This is a genomic window from Leisingera sp. S232, from assembly GCF_049800895.1.
Lineage (GTDB): Bacteria > Pseudomonadota > Alphaproteobacteria > Rhodobacterales > Rhodobacteraceae > Leisingera.
The window spans coordinates 83,370-98,803 of the sequence record NZ_JBNAFX010000009.1; the positions used below are offsets into that span (position 1 = coordinate 83,370).

The following is a 15,434-nucleotide window of genomic DNA, read 5'->3' on the forward strand; positions in this document are numbered from 1 at the left end:
TTGCGATTATGTCCTTTGGCTTTGCTGCATCGCTATATATGGTCGCCCCGAATTGGACCCGGATGACGATCCGGAAACTGACAGGGGACATGAGCCATGAAAGATATCCTTTCCGAGCTGGAAGACCGCCGCCAGGACGCGCGGCTGGGCGGCGGCCAGCGCCGCATCGACGCACAGCACGGCCGCGGCAAGCTGACGGCCCGCGAACGGATCGAACTCCTGCTGGATGAGGGCAGCTTTGAAGAGTTCGACATGTTCATCTCCCACCGCTGCACCGATTTCGGCATGGAAAACAACAGGCCCGCCGGCGACGGCGTGGTCACCGGCTGGGGCACCATCAATGGCCGCCAGGTCTATGTGTTCAGCCAGGACTTCACCGTGCTGGGCGGCTCGGTTTCCGCGACCCATGCCCAGAAGATCTGCAAGATCATGGATATGGCGGTGCAGAATGGCGCGCCAGTGATCGGCATCAACGATTCCGGCGGCGCCCGCATTCAGGAAGGCGTCGATGCTTTGGCCGGCTATGCCGAGATTTTCCAGCGCAACGTTCTGGCCTCCGGCGTGATCCCGCAGATCTCTGTCATCATGGGCCCCTGCGCGGGCGGCGCGGTCTATTCGCCTGCGATGACCGACTTCATCTTCATGGTCAAAGACACTTCCTACATGTTCGTGACCGGTCCCGACGTGGTGAAAACCGTCACCAACGAAGTTGTGACGGCCGAGGAGCTGGGCGGCGCTTCCACCCATACCAAGAAATCCTCTGTCGCCGATGGCGCCTTTGAAAACGATGTCGAAGCGCTGGCCGAGGTCCGCCGCTTGGTCGACTTCCTGCCTGCAAACAATCGCGAAAAGCCGCCGGTGCGCCCGTTCTTTGACGAGCCGGGCCGTGTCGAGACCAGCCTGGATACCCTGATCCCGGAAAACCCCAACAGCCCCTACGACATGAAGGAGCTGATCACCAAAGTCGCGGACGAAGGGGACTTCTATGAAATCCAGGAGGATTTCGCCAAAAACATCATCACCGGCTTCATCCGCCTCGAAGGCCAGACCGTGGGTGTCGTTGCCAACCAGCCGATGGTGCTGGCAGGCTGCCTTGACATCGACTCCAGCCGCAAGGCCGCCCGTTTCGTGCGCTTCTGCGACTGTTTTGAAATCCCGATCCTGACCTTTGTTGACGTGCCGGGCTTCCTGCCGGGCACCTCCCAGGAATACGGCGGCGTCATCAAACACGGCGCCAAGCTGCTGTTTGCCTATGGCGAAGCCACCGTGCCCAAGGTCACCGTGATCACCCGCAAGGCCTATGGCGGCGCCTATGACGTGATGGCCTCCAAACATCTGCGCGGCGACTTCAACTATGCCTGGCCGACCGCTGAGATCGCGGTGATGGGCGCCAAGGGTGCCACCGAAATCATCCACCGCGCTGACCTTGGCGATGCGGACAAAATCGCGGCCCACACGGCGGACTACGAAGACCGTTTCGCCAATCCCTTTGTGGCGGCGGAACGCGGCTTCATCGACGAGGTGATCATGCCCCAATCCACCCGCCGCCGAGTCAGCCGCGCCTTTGCCAGCCTGCGGGGCAAGCAGCTGAAAAACCCGTGGAAAAAACACGACAACATTCCGCTGTAACTGCGGACGTCTGAGCGGGGGCTGTCTGCCCCCGCACCCCCGAGAGTATTTTTCACCAGAAAGAAGAGGGCGCTCTGGTCTTGACCCGCAGCCGTTGGCATATCACCCGCACGGATAGTACCCTGACGCTGTCACGCCGCCTGCCTGCGCGGTTTGACGTGGCGGCGCAAACCGTGCTGCCCGGCGGCAATCCGCTGCGGCTGGCGCATCAGATCCGCCAGGATTTGTGGCGCAAGCTGCAGAACTTGCGCGGCTTTGCTCCGGCAGTGGAAATCACTGCCGAAGGGCAGGGGGTCAGAGTGCGCGCCGGCGGGCAGGTGGCGGGCCGGGTGCCTGCCAATGCTGCCGGATTGATCGCAGATGTGCTGGAAGACCCAGTCAACCGCGCTCGCTGGGCCCGCCATGCCAGCCGGGGGCAGGGCGCTGCGCTGCACAACGCCCGGGCAGATGCAAAGGAGACGCCAGGAACCGCGGCAAAAATTGACATGCAGAGCGAATCATCGGCATGATCCGCTCCAGCCGATATCAGACAGCGCGCGCCTCTGGCGCAGCGCCTGCAGCTCCGGCCGGAGGAGCCTGGTCCGCCAGGGGCCGGAGCTGCGGATATCTGGCGGCCATCCCCTTTGCTTTCTGTGTCGCCGCCGCCGCAGCAGAGCCAGTGCCTGTCCCCTCGGGCCAGCCTGTGACGCTGGCAGAGGTGCTCTTGGACGATGCCCCCGGCCAGTCCGGCGAAACCTGGGCGCGGTTCCGCTTCCTGGCGCCGCAGATTGCGCGCGCGACCGGCACGGTCGGCTATGACTTGGCGGCCCCCGACATGGACCACCTCTGCGGCGCTCTGGCGCTGCCTTATCTGGCAGAACACGGGCTGACGGCCGCGCGGGTGGTGATCTCGCTGTCGGACCGGATGGTGCCCTTTGGTGTCCAGGATCCGGAGGCAACCCAGTTTTTCGAAGCCTACCGCCCTGAGGGTGCCGCCTGTATCTGGGAGGCTTTCTGATGGTCCCACAATATCTTGCGGGCAGGGGGCGGAGTCGGCGGATTCTTGCGGCATTGCAGCCACAGCGCCGTCAATTGCCGCGATTTGCATGTGACTTGGCCGCAAACCCCGCTATCCTCGCTGCGGGCAGCCATAAGGCGGCCTTCGTATTGAGGTTGAGACACGCGGACGGCAGCGCCGCCGCTGGTTTCACATTTTTTATCAGGAGACAGAAATGTCCAAGAGCATCAAGCTTTTCGCCCTGGCAGGCCTGCTGGCCGCCGTCACTGCCTGCGCCCAGCAGGAAGAAGAATTCGTCGTGGTTGAACCGGTTTCCGAAGAACCGGTCTTCACCGGCAAATACAACTAAACACTACAGGGGTCCGGCCCTGCGGCCGGCCCTCGCCGCCTCGTGGGGTGCCGGACCGGAGGCACCGATATGCTGAAACACCGCGGGTTCCCGGGCCGTATGCCCGGCACTGATTTCCAATTCATCATCCGCCGCCCGAACCCCAGAGGGGTGACGCCGCTGACCCGGCGCGAGCGCTTCCGCGACCGCAAGAACGTCGACAAGCGTGTTGACCTCATGTTCATGCAGACGCTGTGGGAGCATTTCGGCGACCAGCCGTTTGAGCGCGGCAATCTGGATGCAGGCCGTCTCAGCTGGCTGTTCGGCCGCGAGGTGATCCCGGCGGAAGATCCCTTTGATCCCGAAAGCTATGAGGCGCTGCTGGTTATTGACGAAGCCGTTGCGCGCGCATCCTTCCCGGAGGCCTTCGACTGATGGCACCGCCCCGGACACATACCGCGTCCCAGGCCGCGCGGGTCACTGCCCGGCGCCTGATCCGGCGTCCGGGGCGCGGCAATTTCGGCGTGAATCTGCACACGCCCCTTCCAGTTCAGCAGGAATCTGCCACATTTCCGGGAGTTGTATTTCAGGGGCTTACAGTCGCGGCTGACCGGTGCATCGTAAGTCAGGCAGCGCAGCCACGCTGTTGTGCCGAGCGTCTGTTCCGGCCCCTTCGCCTGAACGGGCAGGTGCGCGCCCCCATCCGCGGCCTGCCCGTCTTTTTTCTCCTTCAGGCCTTGGCGGAAGCTTGCCGTACCCTCCCCCCGGTGCGGCAAGCCTTCGCTCAACAAAGCGCCCTTCTTGCCGCAGAGTTGCGCCAGGCTGTTGAGCCTGCAAGTTCCGCAGGGACAACGACGTCCCCGGAAGAAGGAACATGGACATGCGGGCACATTCTCTTATTGCGGCGCTTCTGCTCTGCGGCTTCGTTACGGCCTGTGGCGACACCACCGGCGAACGCATCGTTTACGGCGGCGGCGCAGGCGCGCTTGGCGCCGCGATCCTGGATGCCAACCTGGTCACCGGTGCTGCCGTCGGCGTTGCTGCAAACCTGGTCTACTGCGAGCAAAACCCCCGCAAATGCTGATGGCTGTGCCGCAGCACTGAACAGCCGCCCCGCACGGGGCGCTACTGAAATCACGCAGACGCCGTGTCCGGGACAGCCCCGGGCGCGGCGTTTTGCATTCCGGAATGCCATGGAACAAGGGCCAGAATACAAAGGGACTGCCTATGTTTGATAAGATCCTGATCGCCAACCGGGGAGAGATCGCCTGCCGGGTGATTAAAACCGCACGCAAGATGGGCATCAAGACCGTTGCCATCTATTCTGACGCCGACAAGCAGGCACTGCATGTGCAGATGGCGGACGAAGCTGTCCACATCGGCCCGCCGCCTGCCAACCAGTCCTATATCGTCATCGACAAGGTGATGGAGGCCGTCCGCGCAACCGGCGCCCAGGCGGTGCATCCGGGCTATGGTTTCCTCTCCGAGAACTCGAAATTCGCCGAGGCGCTTGAGGCCGAGGGGGTTGCCTTTGTCGGCCCGCCGGTGGGCGCCATTGAAAGCATGGGCGACAAGATCACCTCCAAGAAGATCGCGCAGGAAGCAGGGGTTTCCACCGTGCCCGGCTATATGGGGCTGATCGCCGACGCCGATGATGCGGTGAAGATCTCCAACCAGATCGGCTATCCGGTGATGATCAAAGCCTCTGCCGGTGGCGGCGGCAAGGGCATGCGGATCGCCTGGAACGACGAAGAGGCCCGCGAAGGCTTCCAGTCCTCCAAGAATGAGGCCGCAAATTCCTTTGGCGATGACCGGATCTTCATCGAAAAATTCGTGACGCAGCCGCGTCATATCGAAATCCAGGTGCTCTGCGACAAACACGGCAACGGCATCTACCTGGGCGAGCGTGAATGCTCGATCCAGCGTCGCAACCAGAAAGTGGTGGAAGAAGCCCCGTCGCCGTTCCTGGACGAGGACACCCGCAAAGCCATGGGCGAACAGGCGGTGGCGCTGGCCAAGGCCGTTGGCTATGCCTCTGCGGGCACCGTGGAATTCATTGTTGACGGTGACAAGAACTTCTACTTCCTGGAAATGAACACCCGCCTGCAGGTGGAACACCCGGTGACCGAGCTGATCACCGGCGTCGACCTGGTGGAGCAGATGATCCGGGTGGCCAACGGGGCGGAATTGCCGCTGCGCCAGGAGGATGTAAAGCTCACCGGTTGGGCAATTGAGAACCGTCTTTATGCCGAAGATCCCTATCGTAACTTCCTGCCCTCGATTGGCCGCCTGACCCGTTACCGCCCGCCGGCAGAGGTCGCTGCAGGCCCGATGTTGGAAGATGGCACCTGGCACGGCGATGCGCCTGCAGGCAGCCGTGCCGTGCGCAACGACACCGGCGTCTATGAAGGCGGCGAGATTTCCATGTATTACGACCCGATGATCGCCAAGCTCTGCACCTGGGCGCCGACCCGTGGCGAGGCGATCGAGGCGATGCGCACTGCGCTCGACAGCTTCGAGGTAGAGGGCATCGGCCACAACTTGCCGTTTGTGGCGGCGGTGATGGACCATCCGAAATTTGTCTCTGGCGACATGACCACGGCGTTCATTGCCGAGGAATACCCCGACGGTTTCGAAGGCGTCGAACTGCCCGAAGCCGACCTGCGCAAGATCGCGGCCTCCTGCGCTGCGATGCACCGGGTTGCCGAAATTCGCCGCACCCGTGTGTCGGGCCGGATGGACAACCATGAACGCAAAGTGGGCGCCGATTGGGTCGTCAATGTGCAGGGCCAGTCCTATAACGTGGTGACGGATGCCGACCGCGAAGGCGCCACCGTGCGCTTTGATGACGGTACTGAACTGCGGGTGGCCTCCGACTGGACCCCGGGCGACCAGCTGGCGTCCCTGAATGTCAGCGGCGAGACGCTGGTGCTGAAGGTCGGCAAGGTCACACAAGGCTTCCGTGTCCGCTCCCGCGGCGCCGATTTGACGGTCAAGGTGCGTACCCCGCGCCAGGCCGAACTGGCTGAGCTGATGCCAGAGAAACTGCCGCCGGACACCTCCAAGATGCTGCTCTGCCCGATGCCTGGCCTGATTGTGAAGGTCGACGTCGAAGTGGGGCAGGAGGTCCAGGAAGGCCAGGCGCTCTGCACTGTCGAGGCGATGAAGATGGAAAACATCCTGCGCGCCGAGAAGAAAGGCGTGGTGTCCAAGATCAACGCAAGCGCGGGCGACAGTCTGGCGGTCGACGACGTGATCATGGAATTCGAATAATGCAGCGTGGGGCAGGCATACATGCAGCCGGGCAGGCGGGAGATCCCGCCGCCGCTTGCATGCCTGCCCCGCTGCGCCGTGCGTCATGCACGAAATCTTCAGGATTTTTTACGATACTGGCGCGGTTTGACGACCCTAAGGTGCCGCATGATCCGTCTTTTGACCTGCCTGCTGACCGCTCTGGCGCTGCTGTCTGCCTGCGCGCTCGACAAAGAAGAGACGCTGCGCACTCAGCTCTCGGCCTGGGTCGAGCTGGGGGAGACTTTCTTTTTCCAAAGCTCGATGAGCTGCACGGCAGCCGTGTTCCACACCGTGGAAAACCCACGCATCACCTCTCTGGTGGGCCGGGCCCGCTCGCTCAACACCGGCATGAAGATGCTGGATACGGGCAAGCCGGTGATGTTTGCGGTTTCAGGCAAATCCCCGAATGCGGTGACAGAGGAAATCATGTCCCGCGATCTGCCGCAGGGGCTGGGGGTGCTGAACTCCGGGCTTGCAGGTGTCGGCTGCATGTCCGATCTGGTCAAGTCCGTCTATTATCAGGCGATACGCAATCCGGCGTCCAGCCTGGTCTTTGTGCCGGAAAGCGGCGCGATGGTGGTGCTGGACAAACAGGCGATGGCGCTGATCTACGTCCGCGGCAACGGCTGACCGGACCTGCGGGGCGGGTTTACCCGCCGCGCCGCTCCTCCACTTCGCGCAGGCGCTCGGGGAATTTATCGATGCTGCGGGACAGTTCGCGTACCGTCGAGGGATGCGGCTTGCGCAGCTTGATGCCGCCGTCCTTGCCGATCAGCACCAGCATGAAACCGCGCGGCCGCAGTTTTTTGCGCAGCGCTGACTTGGCGGCGGGGTCCGTATCGGTCAGCACCACCACATCGCGTTCGCGCAAGGCAGCGGCGCCTTCCATAAGGCGTTCCATCTGTTCGTGGAAACGCGGGTCTTCGGGACTGTCGGCAAACACCACAACCGGTCGGTGCGTCCATTGGAATTCCGCCAGCTCCACATCATACCCGGGCTGGATCAGCCCAGGCACACTGCCATCCGCCGCTGCAGCCGCCAGCGGCAGCAAACCTGCCAAAACAACGCTTAGGATTGTTCTCATGATCTCTCCTGTTGTGTTGAATATATGTGTGCCGGCGGCAAATGCGACTGTGAAATCCGCCACTTGGCGAAAAAACATTATCGTTAACGGGATAAAGAGGGGTTGCCGGCCATGATTGTTCCGTTCCCCTTGACCGGGCTGCGGCCTGCGGCCCTCCAGCAGAGGCCCCGTAACGTCATGAAAGTTATCTTGCACACAGGCGCGCACCGCTGCGCAACCACTTCGTTCCAGGAATACGTCCGCCAGAATGCGCACACCCTGGGACAACAGGGCGTCGGATTCTGGGGCCCTTACCGCACCCGCAATGGCTTGTTTCACGGCATTCAGCCCGGCCCGGCACCAGTGTCTGGCCGCAATCTGGTGCAACGTGCCAGAGGCCGGCTGCAGATCCGGATGGCCGGCTGCCAGGCAAACGGTGTGCAGCAGCTGCTGGTGAGCGAGGAAAACATGATCGGCGCGGTCCGGCAGAACCTGCGGCTTGGCGATCTGTACGGCGGTGTGGGGGAACGCATGGCCCGCTATGCGCAGGCCTTTGGCGATGTCGTCACCGATGTGGCGCTCTCGATCCGCAGCCTGGACAGCTACTGGACCTCGGCGCTGGCCTTTGCGGTGGCGCGGGGCCACAGGATGCCAACAGCCACCAGCCTTGACCGGCTGGTGCGGTCGCCGCGCAGCTGGCGTGACGTGATTACCGATATCGCCGCAGCGATGCCGGATGTGCGCCTGCAGGTGCTGCCGTTTGAAACTTTCGGCACCCGGCCAGAAGCGGCACTGACAGCGATCACCGGCATCAAGGCGCCGCGTAGCCATGCGCGGGTGCGTCTCAACGCGTCGCTCTGCCTGCAGGACCTGCGGGCCAACCTGCCATCCGCCGCCGCAGCACAGCTGCCGCAGGGCGCAGGCCGCTGGCGCCCCTTTGATAACGCGCAAGCCGCATATCTGCGCGAGGCTTATGCCGACGACATGATGTGGCTGGCAGGCGGGGCCGATGGTCTCGCTGTTCTGGCCCAAGACCCGGAAAAACAGGCGGCGGGCTTGAACCCGTCCCGTATCGAACTGACAAGAGGAAGACCTGATGACAAACAAAGACGAATGGCGGGCTCTGGCTGAGAAAGAGCTGCGCGGACGGGCTGTTGACGACCTCAACTGGCAGACGCTGGAAGACATCGAGGTCAAACCGCTCTACACCGAAGACGACGCCAAGGATCTGCCCCATATGGGCACGCTGCCGGGGTTCGGTCCCTTCACCCGCGGGGTGAAGGCCACGATGTATGCAGGCCGCCCCTGGACCATCCGCCAATATGCGGGTTTCTCTACCGCCGAAGAATCCAACGCCTTCTACCGCCGCAACCTGGCAGCGGGCCAGCAGGGTGTTTCGGTTGCTTTCGACCTCGCCACCCATCGCGGCTATGACAGCGACCACCCGCGCGTGGTCGGCGATGTCGGCAAGGCGGGCGTGGCCATCGACAGTGTCGAGGACATGAAGATCCTGTTCGACGGCATTCCGCTGGACAAGGTCTCTGTTTCGATGACCATGAACGGTGCTGTGGTCCCGGTGCTGGCCTCTTTCATCGTCGCCGGTGAGGAGCAGGGCCACGACAAATCCCTGCTTGCGGGCACCATTCAGAACGACATTCTGAAGGAGTTCATGGTCCGCAACACCTATATCTACCCGCCGAAACCCTCGATGCGGATCATCTCCGACATTATCGAATACACCTCGAACGAGATGCCCAAGTTCAACTCCATCTCGATCTCCGGCTACCATATGCAGGAGGCCGGCGCGAATCTGGTGCAGGAGCTGGCCTATACCATCGCCGACGGGCGCGAATACGTGCGCGCCGCCCTGGACGCAGGCATGGATGTGGATAAATTCGCCGGCCGGTTGTCGTTCTTCTTTGCGATCGGCATGAATTTCTTTATGGAAATCGCCAAGCTGCGCGCCGCCCGCACCCTGTGGCACCGGGTGATGACCGAATTCGGCGCCAAGTCCGAACGCTCCAAGATGCTGCGCACCCACTGCCAGACCTCGGGCGTCTCCTTGCAGGAACAGGACCCCTACAACAACGTGATCCGCACGGCGTACGAGGCGATGAGCGCGGTTCTGGGCGGCACCCAAAGCCTGCACACCAACGCGCTGGATGAAGCCATCGCGTTGCCCACCGACTTCAGCGCCCGCATCGCCCGCAACACCCAGCTGGTGCTGCAGGAGGAAACCGGCGTCACCAATGTGATCGACCCGCTGGCCGGCTCCTACTACGTTGAAAGCCTGACCAACGACCTTATTGAAAAAGCCTGGGCTCTGATCGAAGAGGTCGAGGAAATGGGCGGCATGACCAAGGCCGTCGAGAGCGGCATGCCCAAGCTGCGCATCGAAGAGTCGGCAGCGCGCCGTCAGGCGATGATCGACCGCGGCGACGAGGTTGTGGTCGGCGTCAACAAGTACCGCAAGGACAAGGAAGACCCGATCGACATCCTGGATGTGGACAACCACGCAGTGCGCGACGCCCAGATCGCCCGCCTGCAAAAGATGCGCGATACCCGCGACGAGGCTGCCTGCCAGGCCGCCCTCGATGAACTGACCCGCCGTGCCGCATCAGGCGAGGGGAACTTGCTGGAAGCTGCAGTCGAAGCCGCCCGCGCGCGGGCCTCAGTCGGAGAGATCTCCATGGCAATGGAAAAGGAATTCGGCCGCCACCGCGCGGAAGTCAAAACCCTGGCCGGCGTTTATGGCGCAGCTTATGAGGGCGACGAGGGCTTTGCCGCGATCCAGAAATCGATCGAGGATTTTGCCGAGGAAGAAGGCCGCCGCCCGCGTCTTCTGGTGGTCAAGATGGGCCAGGACGGTCACGACCGCGGCGCCAAGGTAATCGCCACCGCCTTTGCCGACATCGGCTTTGACGTCGACGTAGGCCCCTTGTTCCAGACCCCGGCAGAGGCCGCTCAGGACGCCATCGACAACGACGTCCATGTGATCGGAATCTCGTCGCAGGCGGCAGGCCACAAGACGCTGGCGCCACAGCTGGTCGACGCGCTGAAAGCCGAAGGCGCAGGCGATATCATCGTGATCTGCGGCGGCGTCATTCCGCAACAGGACTATGAGTTCCTGTATTCCAAAGGCGTCAAGGCGATCTTTGGCCCTGGCACCAACATTCCCGAGGCCGCTCAGGACATCCTGCGCCTGATCCGCGAAGCGCGCAGCTGAATAGAGCAGGGGGGCTGCCTGCCCCCCTGCCATTGGGCTTGAACCAATGGCGCCACAAGAGAGCCGGGGGGCTGTCTGCCCCGCCGCCATTGGGCTTGAACCAATGGCGCCACAAGAGAGCCGGGGGGCTGTCTGCCCCGCCGCCATTGGGCTGGAACCAATGGCGCCACAAAAAGAGCCGGGGGGCTGTCTGCCCCCCGGGCCCCCCGAGGGTATTTTTCCCAGAAAGAAGCAAGCAGAAACTGGCTTGCCCCCTGCTGCTGCGCCGCTAGTGTTTGGCCGTAAACAGGAGGGCGCGCAAATGATACTCGATCATCTGGCCGTGGCAGGCGAAACGCTGGAAGAGGCCGTAGCGCATACCGAAGAGGCCCTTGGCATCGCGCTTGGTTCTGGCGGCAACCATCCTCGTTATGGCACCCATAACCGCCTGATCGGACTGGAGGACGGGCTGTACCTCGAAACCATCGCCATTGATCCGGACGCCCAGCCGCAGGAACAGCCGCGCTGGTTTGATCTGGATCGTTTTGAAGGCCCCGCAAGGCTGAACAACTGGATCCTGCGCAGTGAGGACCTCGAAGCGGAGAAAGCCCAGCTGCCGCTCCATGCACAACGTTATGTGGCGATGCAGCGCGGGGACTTGCGCTGGCTGATGACGGTGCCCAGCGACGGGCTGCTGTCCTATGACAATATCTTCCCGGCGGTTCTGCAGTGGCAAGTGGAGCCGCCCGCCGCCAGGTTGCCGCAATCAGGCTGCCGTCTTAGCCGTCTGATCCTCAGCCACCCGCAGGCGGCAGCATTGCAGGAGGCACTGGACCGGATCATTAGCGATCCGCGCATCGCGGTGGAGCAGGGGGACCTTGCGATGATGGCGGAGTTTGTGACGCCGCATGGTGCGCGGGTGCTGCGATGATCATCCGCTCTGCAACCGCCGCAGATGCAGAGGCCATCTGTGCAATCGTCAACTGGGTGATCTGCGACACGCTGGCGACCTTCAACACTGTTGAAAAAACACCGCATCAGGTGCAAGAGCAGATTATGGCCAGCAACGGCACCTATCTGGTGGCGGAACAGGATGGGCAGATCCTTGGTCACGCGTGTTTCTTCCCGTTCCGCTCCGGTCCTGGCTACCGTTTCACCGCGGAACACAGCATTCACCTGCTGCCCGCCGCACAAAGGCAGGGGGCAGGACGCCGCTTGATGCAGGCACTCGAAGAACAGGCCAAACAGGCGCAGATCCACGTGCTGATTGCCAGCGTCAGCAGTGCCAACCCGGCTGCCATCGCCTTTCACGCGGCCCTGGGCTATGTGGAAACCGCAAGGATGCCAGAGCTTGGCTGCAAGCAGGGGCGCTGGCTCGACACTGTTTTCATGCAGAAAATCCTGACACCGGGTATTCCCGCCCCTGACAGCACGGTCAAACCCGGATAGGCTCTTTTCATGTCACTCTGGACCCGCATATCCGACGCGCTGGCCGCGCTTGCCGCAGGCGAAAGCCTGACGGATGTTTTCGACAAGCTGCGCGCACCACCCGAACGCACCGTGGCCTTTGCCATTGCGGTCATTGCCCTTGGCGCCAAAATGGCCAAGGCTGATGGCCAGGTCACCCGCGATGAAGTCACCGCCTTTCGCGAGGTGTTCCAGATCGCCCGCGACGACGAGACGGGCGCAGCGCGGGTTTTTGACATGGCGCGCACCGATGTGGCTGGATATCAGGAATACGCCCGCCGCATCCATCGCATGTTTGCCGACGATCCGACCACGCTCTGCGACCTGATGGAGGGGCTCTTTCATATCGCCATGGCTGACGGGTTCTACCACCCTGGCGAAAACGAATTCCTGGCGGAGGTGAGCCGCATCTTCGGGCAGACGCCGCAGCAGTTCCAGGCCCTGCGTGCCCGTTTCGTGCCGGATGCGCCCAAGGATCCCTATACGGTTCTGGGCGTCTCGCCGGATATGACCCGCGAGGAGATCCGCAAGCATTGGCGCCAGCTGGTGCGCGACACCCATCCGGATGCGATGATGGCCCGTGGCGTGCCGGAAGAGGCTGTGCGGCTGGCGGAAAAGCGGATGATCGACATCAACCGCGCCTGGGATGAAATCAGCGGATGCAGCGGCAATGCGGCTGGCCACTTATAACATCGAATGGTTCGCCTCTCTGTTTGACAAGGGCGACAGGCTGATGCTGGATGCCAAGCCTTCTGGCGTGCACGGGGTTGACCGCTACACGCAAGGACGGGCCATCGCTCATGTGCTGCGCCGCATTGATGCCGATGCGGTGATGGTGATCGAGGCGCCCAACACCGGCCGCAGCCAGCGCACCACCCGCGCATTGGAGGGTTTTGCCGCCGAGGCGGGCCTCAGGGCGCGCGAGGCGGTCAGCGGCTTTCCGAACGACACCCATCAGGAAATCGCATTGCTCTATGATCCGGACGTGCTGGACGCGGTGCATGATGCCCGCTCGTCTGCCGCCGCGCCGCGCTTTGACAGGGTGTTTGAGATCGACCTGGATGTTGATGAGCGGCTGGATCAGGTTGCGTTTTCCAAACCGCCGCTGGAATTGGCGGTGAAAACCAAGGGCGGCCCGGACAAAGAAAGGATGGAACTGCGGCTGATTGGCGCTCATCTGAAATCCAAGGCGCCGCATGGGGCCAAGACCAAGGCTGAGGTCACAGCCGCCGCAATTGCCAACCGCCGCAAGCAGCTGGCCCAGGCGATCTGGCTGCACCGCCGGGTTGAGGAACACGTGCAGGCAGGCGACCATGTGATCGTGATGGGCGATCTGAACGACGGCCCGGGCCTGGACCAATATGAAAAGCTTTTTGGCCAGTCCTCGGTCGAGATTGTCATGGGCGATCTGCTGAACGACCCGCATGCGCAAAGCCTGCTACGCCCGCGCGCCACATCGCTGCCCAGCACGTCCCGGTTCTATAATGCAGAAACGAAACGCTTTTTCCGTGCGCTGCTGGACTATGTGATGATCTCGCACAGCCTGATGCACCGCCAGCCGCAATGGCGCATCTGGCACCCGTTCGAGGACGGCGAATGCTACCGGGACGCAGACATGCGCCAGGCGCTGCTGAACGCTTCGGACCATTTTCCCGTGACGCTGGATATTGAGATCGATTGAGACGGGACCGCCAAAGTGCATGACTGGCTGTCCGGCTTGAACGCCGGTTTCAACCCATCCGCCCGACGCGGATGCAGCGCAGGGGCGGTTCGAGCTCATTGCCGGAAGCTGCACGAATCTCCAACGGCCAATTTGTGATGTTACAAAGCCAACTTCAAAGCAAAACCGATCAACACAAGCCCGGAACAGGCACGGAAAACATCATAACGTGCTTGTGTAAGAAAACGCTCACGAAGCTTTTCGGCCAGTTGCGCATATGTGCTGAGCGACAGGATGGACAGGCCACAATAAGTTAACACTAGAAAAGTCGATTGAGGCCAAAGTGGCCGGTTTGGGTCCAGAACTTGCGGGAAAAGTGCAAGATAGAACAACAGCGCCTTGGGGTTTGTTATGGCAAGCAGGAATGCCTCCCGAAATAGAAGCCACGGCGGCACGCGTTGGACGAGTCCCAAGCCTAGGGCGATGTGTTCACGCTTGATGATCAGTTTGAACCCCAGTCCACCCAGGTAGGCAACACCGAGCCATTGAAACACCGTCCAAAGAACTTTTGACGTCACGACGAAAGCAGTTACGCCGCCCGCACAAAGGATGCCACCCACGGCAAGGCCCAGGGCGTTACCAAAGATTGTCGGCAGGACCGGCATGAAGCCAAGCTGTAAGGCCCGTCTGAGCGTGTTCAAATTTGCCGGTCCAGGCGTCACGATGTTGGCAGCTGATATCATCGTGTATGAAAGCCATATTGCCCATGCCATGCTATTATTCCTCTGTGCAATGCACCCCAATGGGCGCTCCAAAGCAGAATATATCCCTGGTCACATTCAAAGTACTTTGCATATCGGAGGCAAAATGTTGAAAGGTGGGTCAAATCGAAAGCAGGGATCTTGCAGGCTGTCGTTATGGAAATCACCCTTGACCAACTTGACCGAATGCTTCTTCATCAACTGAGCCGCAATGCGCGGCTGAGCTGGCGCGAGCTTGCATCCTTGGCTGATGTATCTGCCCCCACTGTTCGAGATCGCATCAGGCGGCTCGAAGATGCCGGTGTGATTACAGGGTTTGGCATAGAGCTTTCACCAAAAGCACTTGGCTATAGCCTCGAAGCGATTGTTCGCTTTAGGCCTTTCCCTGGAAAGGTTCATCTGCTCGCTGAAAAGATCATTTCGTCCGATCGCATCGTTCAGTGTGACAAAGTAACCGGCGAAGACGCGTTTGTTGCAAGGATGCTTCTGAAAGACATCTCAGAACTTGATGAACTGCTGGAAGATTTCTCGCGACATGCGTCTACTCAGACGGCGGTTGTCAAGTCTAGCCCAGTCCGCATGCGGCCCCCGCCGTTGGACTGAAACTGGCGGGGGCCTGAGGATTTGGCCAGCCTAGCGATTCTGACACGAACAGCCATTGGTGCAATAGCAGCGAACGGCGGCTCCGTCCGCGCAATCGCCGCATCTTGCAACACAGCCGACTTCGCAGTGCAATGTGCATTGGCCGACGGGCAACTGCTCCAAAGGACGTTGTGCGTCTGCCGGCGTTGTTGCACAAAGGCCGTAGAGGATTCACTTTGCGAATCCCGTAGGTTAGATCGGCGGCATGCCGAAGCCTGCCTCTTCCCGCTATCGAACAACGAACTGGTCCAACTATAACGCATCACTTCGAAAGCGCGGCTCTCTGCTGGTCTGGTTTGACCGCGACATGACCTGGTTCGCCGAGCGATGCGGCAAACGCGGACGACCGGAGACCTTCTCCGATGCGGCCATCCAGTTCTGCCTTAGT

General features: G+C 61.7%; 18 protein-coding genes. 16 read left to right on the forward strand and 2 right to left on the reverse strand.

Annotated features, from left to right (window positions below):
- Positions 1–96 precede the first annotated feature (96 nt).
- From ACP151_RS08605 to ACP151_RS08640, 8 genes are all read left to right on the forward strand, one after another.
- On the forward strand, positions 97–1,629 hold the full coding sequence (locus tag ACP151_RS08605; RefSeq protein ID WP_424978476.1) for an acyl-CoA carboxylase subunit beta: 1,533 nt from the start codon (positions 97–99) through the stop codon (positions 1,627–1,629).
- Between the two features lie 80 nt (positions 1,630–1,709).
- Entirely contained in the window at positions 1,710–2,138 is a 429-nt protein-coding gene (locus ACP151_RS08610) for a hypothetical protein (RefSeq protein WP_424978477.1), read from the forward strand.
- Entirely contained in the window at positions 2,135–2,626 is a 492-nt protein-coding gene (locus tag ACP151_RS08615) for a DUF6497 family protein (RefSeq protein WP_424978478.1), read from the forward strand. Before ACP151_RS08610 ends, ACP151_RS08615 begins: the two co-directional genes overlap by 4 nt.
- A 214-nt stretch (positions 2,627–2,840) precedes the next feature.
- The gene (locus ACP151_RS08620; protein ID WP_302621849.1) at positions 2,841–2,975 is read left to right on the forward strand and encodes a hypothetical protein; all 135 of its coding nucleotides are present in this window, start codon (positions 2,841–2,843) and stop codon (positions 2,973–2,975) included.
- A 69-nt stretch (positions 2,976–3,044) separates the two neighbouring features.
- Positions 3,045–3,389: a hypothetical protein gene (locus ACP151_RS08625; protein ID WP_424978479.1), complete on the forward strand. Its 345-nt coding sequence runs from the start codon at positions 3,045–3,047 to the stop codon at positions 3,387–3,389.
- Positions 3,390–3,834: 445 nt separating this feature from the next.
- Positions 3,835–4,038, forward strand: a complete 204-nt coding sequence (locus ACP151_RS08630) for a hypothetical protein (protein ID WP_424978480.1) — start codon at positions 3,835–3,837, stop codon at positions 4,036–4,038.
- A gap of 143 nt (positions 4,039–4,181) precedes the next feature.
- Positions 4,182–6,227, forward strand: a complete 2,046-nt coding sequence (locus ACP151_RS08635; RefSeq protein ID WP_424978481.1) for an acetyl-CoA carboxylase biotin carboxylase subunit — start codon at positions 4,182–4,184, stop codon at positions 6,225–6,227.
- Between the two features lie 147 nt (positions 6,228–6,374).
- Positions 6,375–6,878: a hypothetical protein gene (locus ACP151_RS08640; protein WP_424978482.1), complete on the forward strand. Its 504-nt coding sequence runs from the start codon at positions 6,375–6,377 to the stop codon at positions 6,876–6,878.
- A 19-nt stretch (positions 6,879–6,897) separates the two neighbouring features.
- Here the strand turns inward: ACP151_RS08640 and ACP151_RS08645 are convergent, their stop codons facing one another.
- Complete coding sequence (locus ACP151_RS08645) at positions 6,898–7,332, reverse strand: DUF4174 domain-containing protein (protein ID WP_424978483.1); 435 nt, start codon at positions 7,330–7,332, stop codon at positions 6,898–6,900.
- Positions 7,333–7,509: 177 nt separating this feature from the next.
- Between ACP151_RS08645 and ACP151_RS08650 the strand changes: the two genes are divergently transcribed.
- The 6 genes from ACP151_RS08650 to ACP151_RS08675 all read left to right on the forward strand — a co-directional run bounded on the left by ACP151_RS08650 (position 7,510) and on the right by ACP151_RS08675 (position 13,664).
- A complete protein-coding gene (locus ACP151_RS08650) occupies positions 7,510–8,442 on the forward strand; it encodes a hypothetical protein (RefSeq protein ID WP_424978484.1) in 933 nt (310 codons plus the stop codon).
- A complete protein-coding gene (gene scpA, locus ACP151_RS08655; RefSeq protein WP_424978485.1) occupies positions 8,408–10,537 on the forward strand; it encodes a methylmalonyl-CoA mutase in 2,130 nt (709 codons plus the stop codon). Before ACP151_RS08650 ends, scpA begins: the two co-directional genes overlap by 35 nt.
- Before the next feature lie 301 nt (positions 10,538–10,838).
- The gene (locus ACP151_RS08660; RefSeq protein WP_424978486.1) at positions 10,839–11,447 is read left to right on the forward strand and encodes a VOC family protein; all 609 of its coding nucleotides are present in this window, start codon (positions 10,839–10,841) and stop codon (positions 11,445–11,447) included.
- Positions 11,444–11,965 carry an N-acetyltransferase family protein gene (locus ACP151_RS08665; protein WP_424978487.1) on the forward strand — a complete coding sequence of 174 codons (522 nt, stop codon included), beginning with the start codon at positions 11,444–11,446 and terminating at the stop codon, positions 11,963–11,965. Before ACP151_RS08660 ends, ACP151_RS08665 begins: the two co-directional genes overlap by 4 nt.
- Before the next feature lie 9 nt (positions 11,966–11,974).
- Positions 11,975–12,673, forward strand: coding sequence for a TerB family tellurite resistance protein (locus ACP151_RS08670; RefSeq protein ID WP_424978488.1), 699 nt, complete (start codon positions 11,975–11,977; stop codon positions 12,671–12,673).
- Positions 12,654–13,664, forward strand: a complete 1,011-nt coding sequence (locus ACP151_RS08675; RefSeq protein ID WP_424978489.1) for an endonuclease/exonuclease/phosphatase family protein — start codon at positions 12,654–12,656, stop codon at positions 13,662–13,664. The genes ACP151_RS08670 and ACP151_RS08675 overlap by 20 nt, the downstream gene beginning before the upstream one ends.
- Positions 13,665–13,804: 140 nt before the next feature.
- Here the strand turns inward: ACP151_RS08675 and ACP151_RS08680 are convergent, their stop codons facing one another.
- Positions 13,805–14,416, reverse strand: a complete 612-nt coding sequence (locus ACP151_RS08680) for a LysE family translocator (RefSeq protein WP_424978490.1) — start codon at positions 14,414–14,416, stop codon at positions 13,805–13,807.
- A gap of 144 nt (positions 14,417–14,560) precedes the next feature.
- Here ACP151_RS08680 and ACP151_RS08685 point away from each other — a divergent pair, with 144 nt between their 5' ends.
- Positions 14,561–15,007: an Lrp/AsnC family transcriptional regulator gene (locus ACP151_RS08685; protein ID WP_424978491.1), complete on the forward strand. Its 447-nt coding sequence runs from the start codon at positions 14,561–14,563 to the stop codon at positions 15,005–15,007.
- A gap of 244 nt (positions 15,008–15,251) precedes the next feature.
- The coding region (locus ACP151_RS08690) for a transposase (protein ID WP_424976771.1) at positions 15,252–15,434 on the forward strand (183 nt) is incomplete at its 3' end.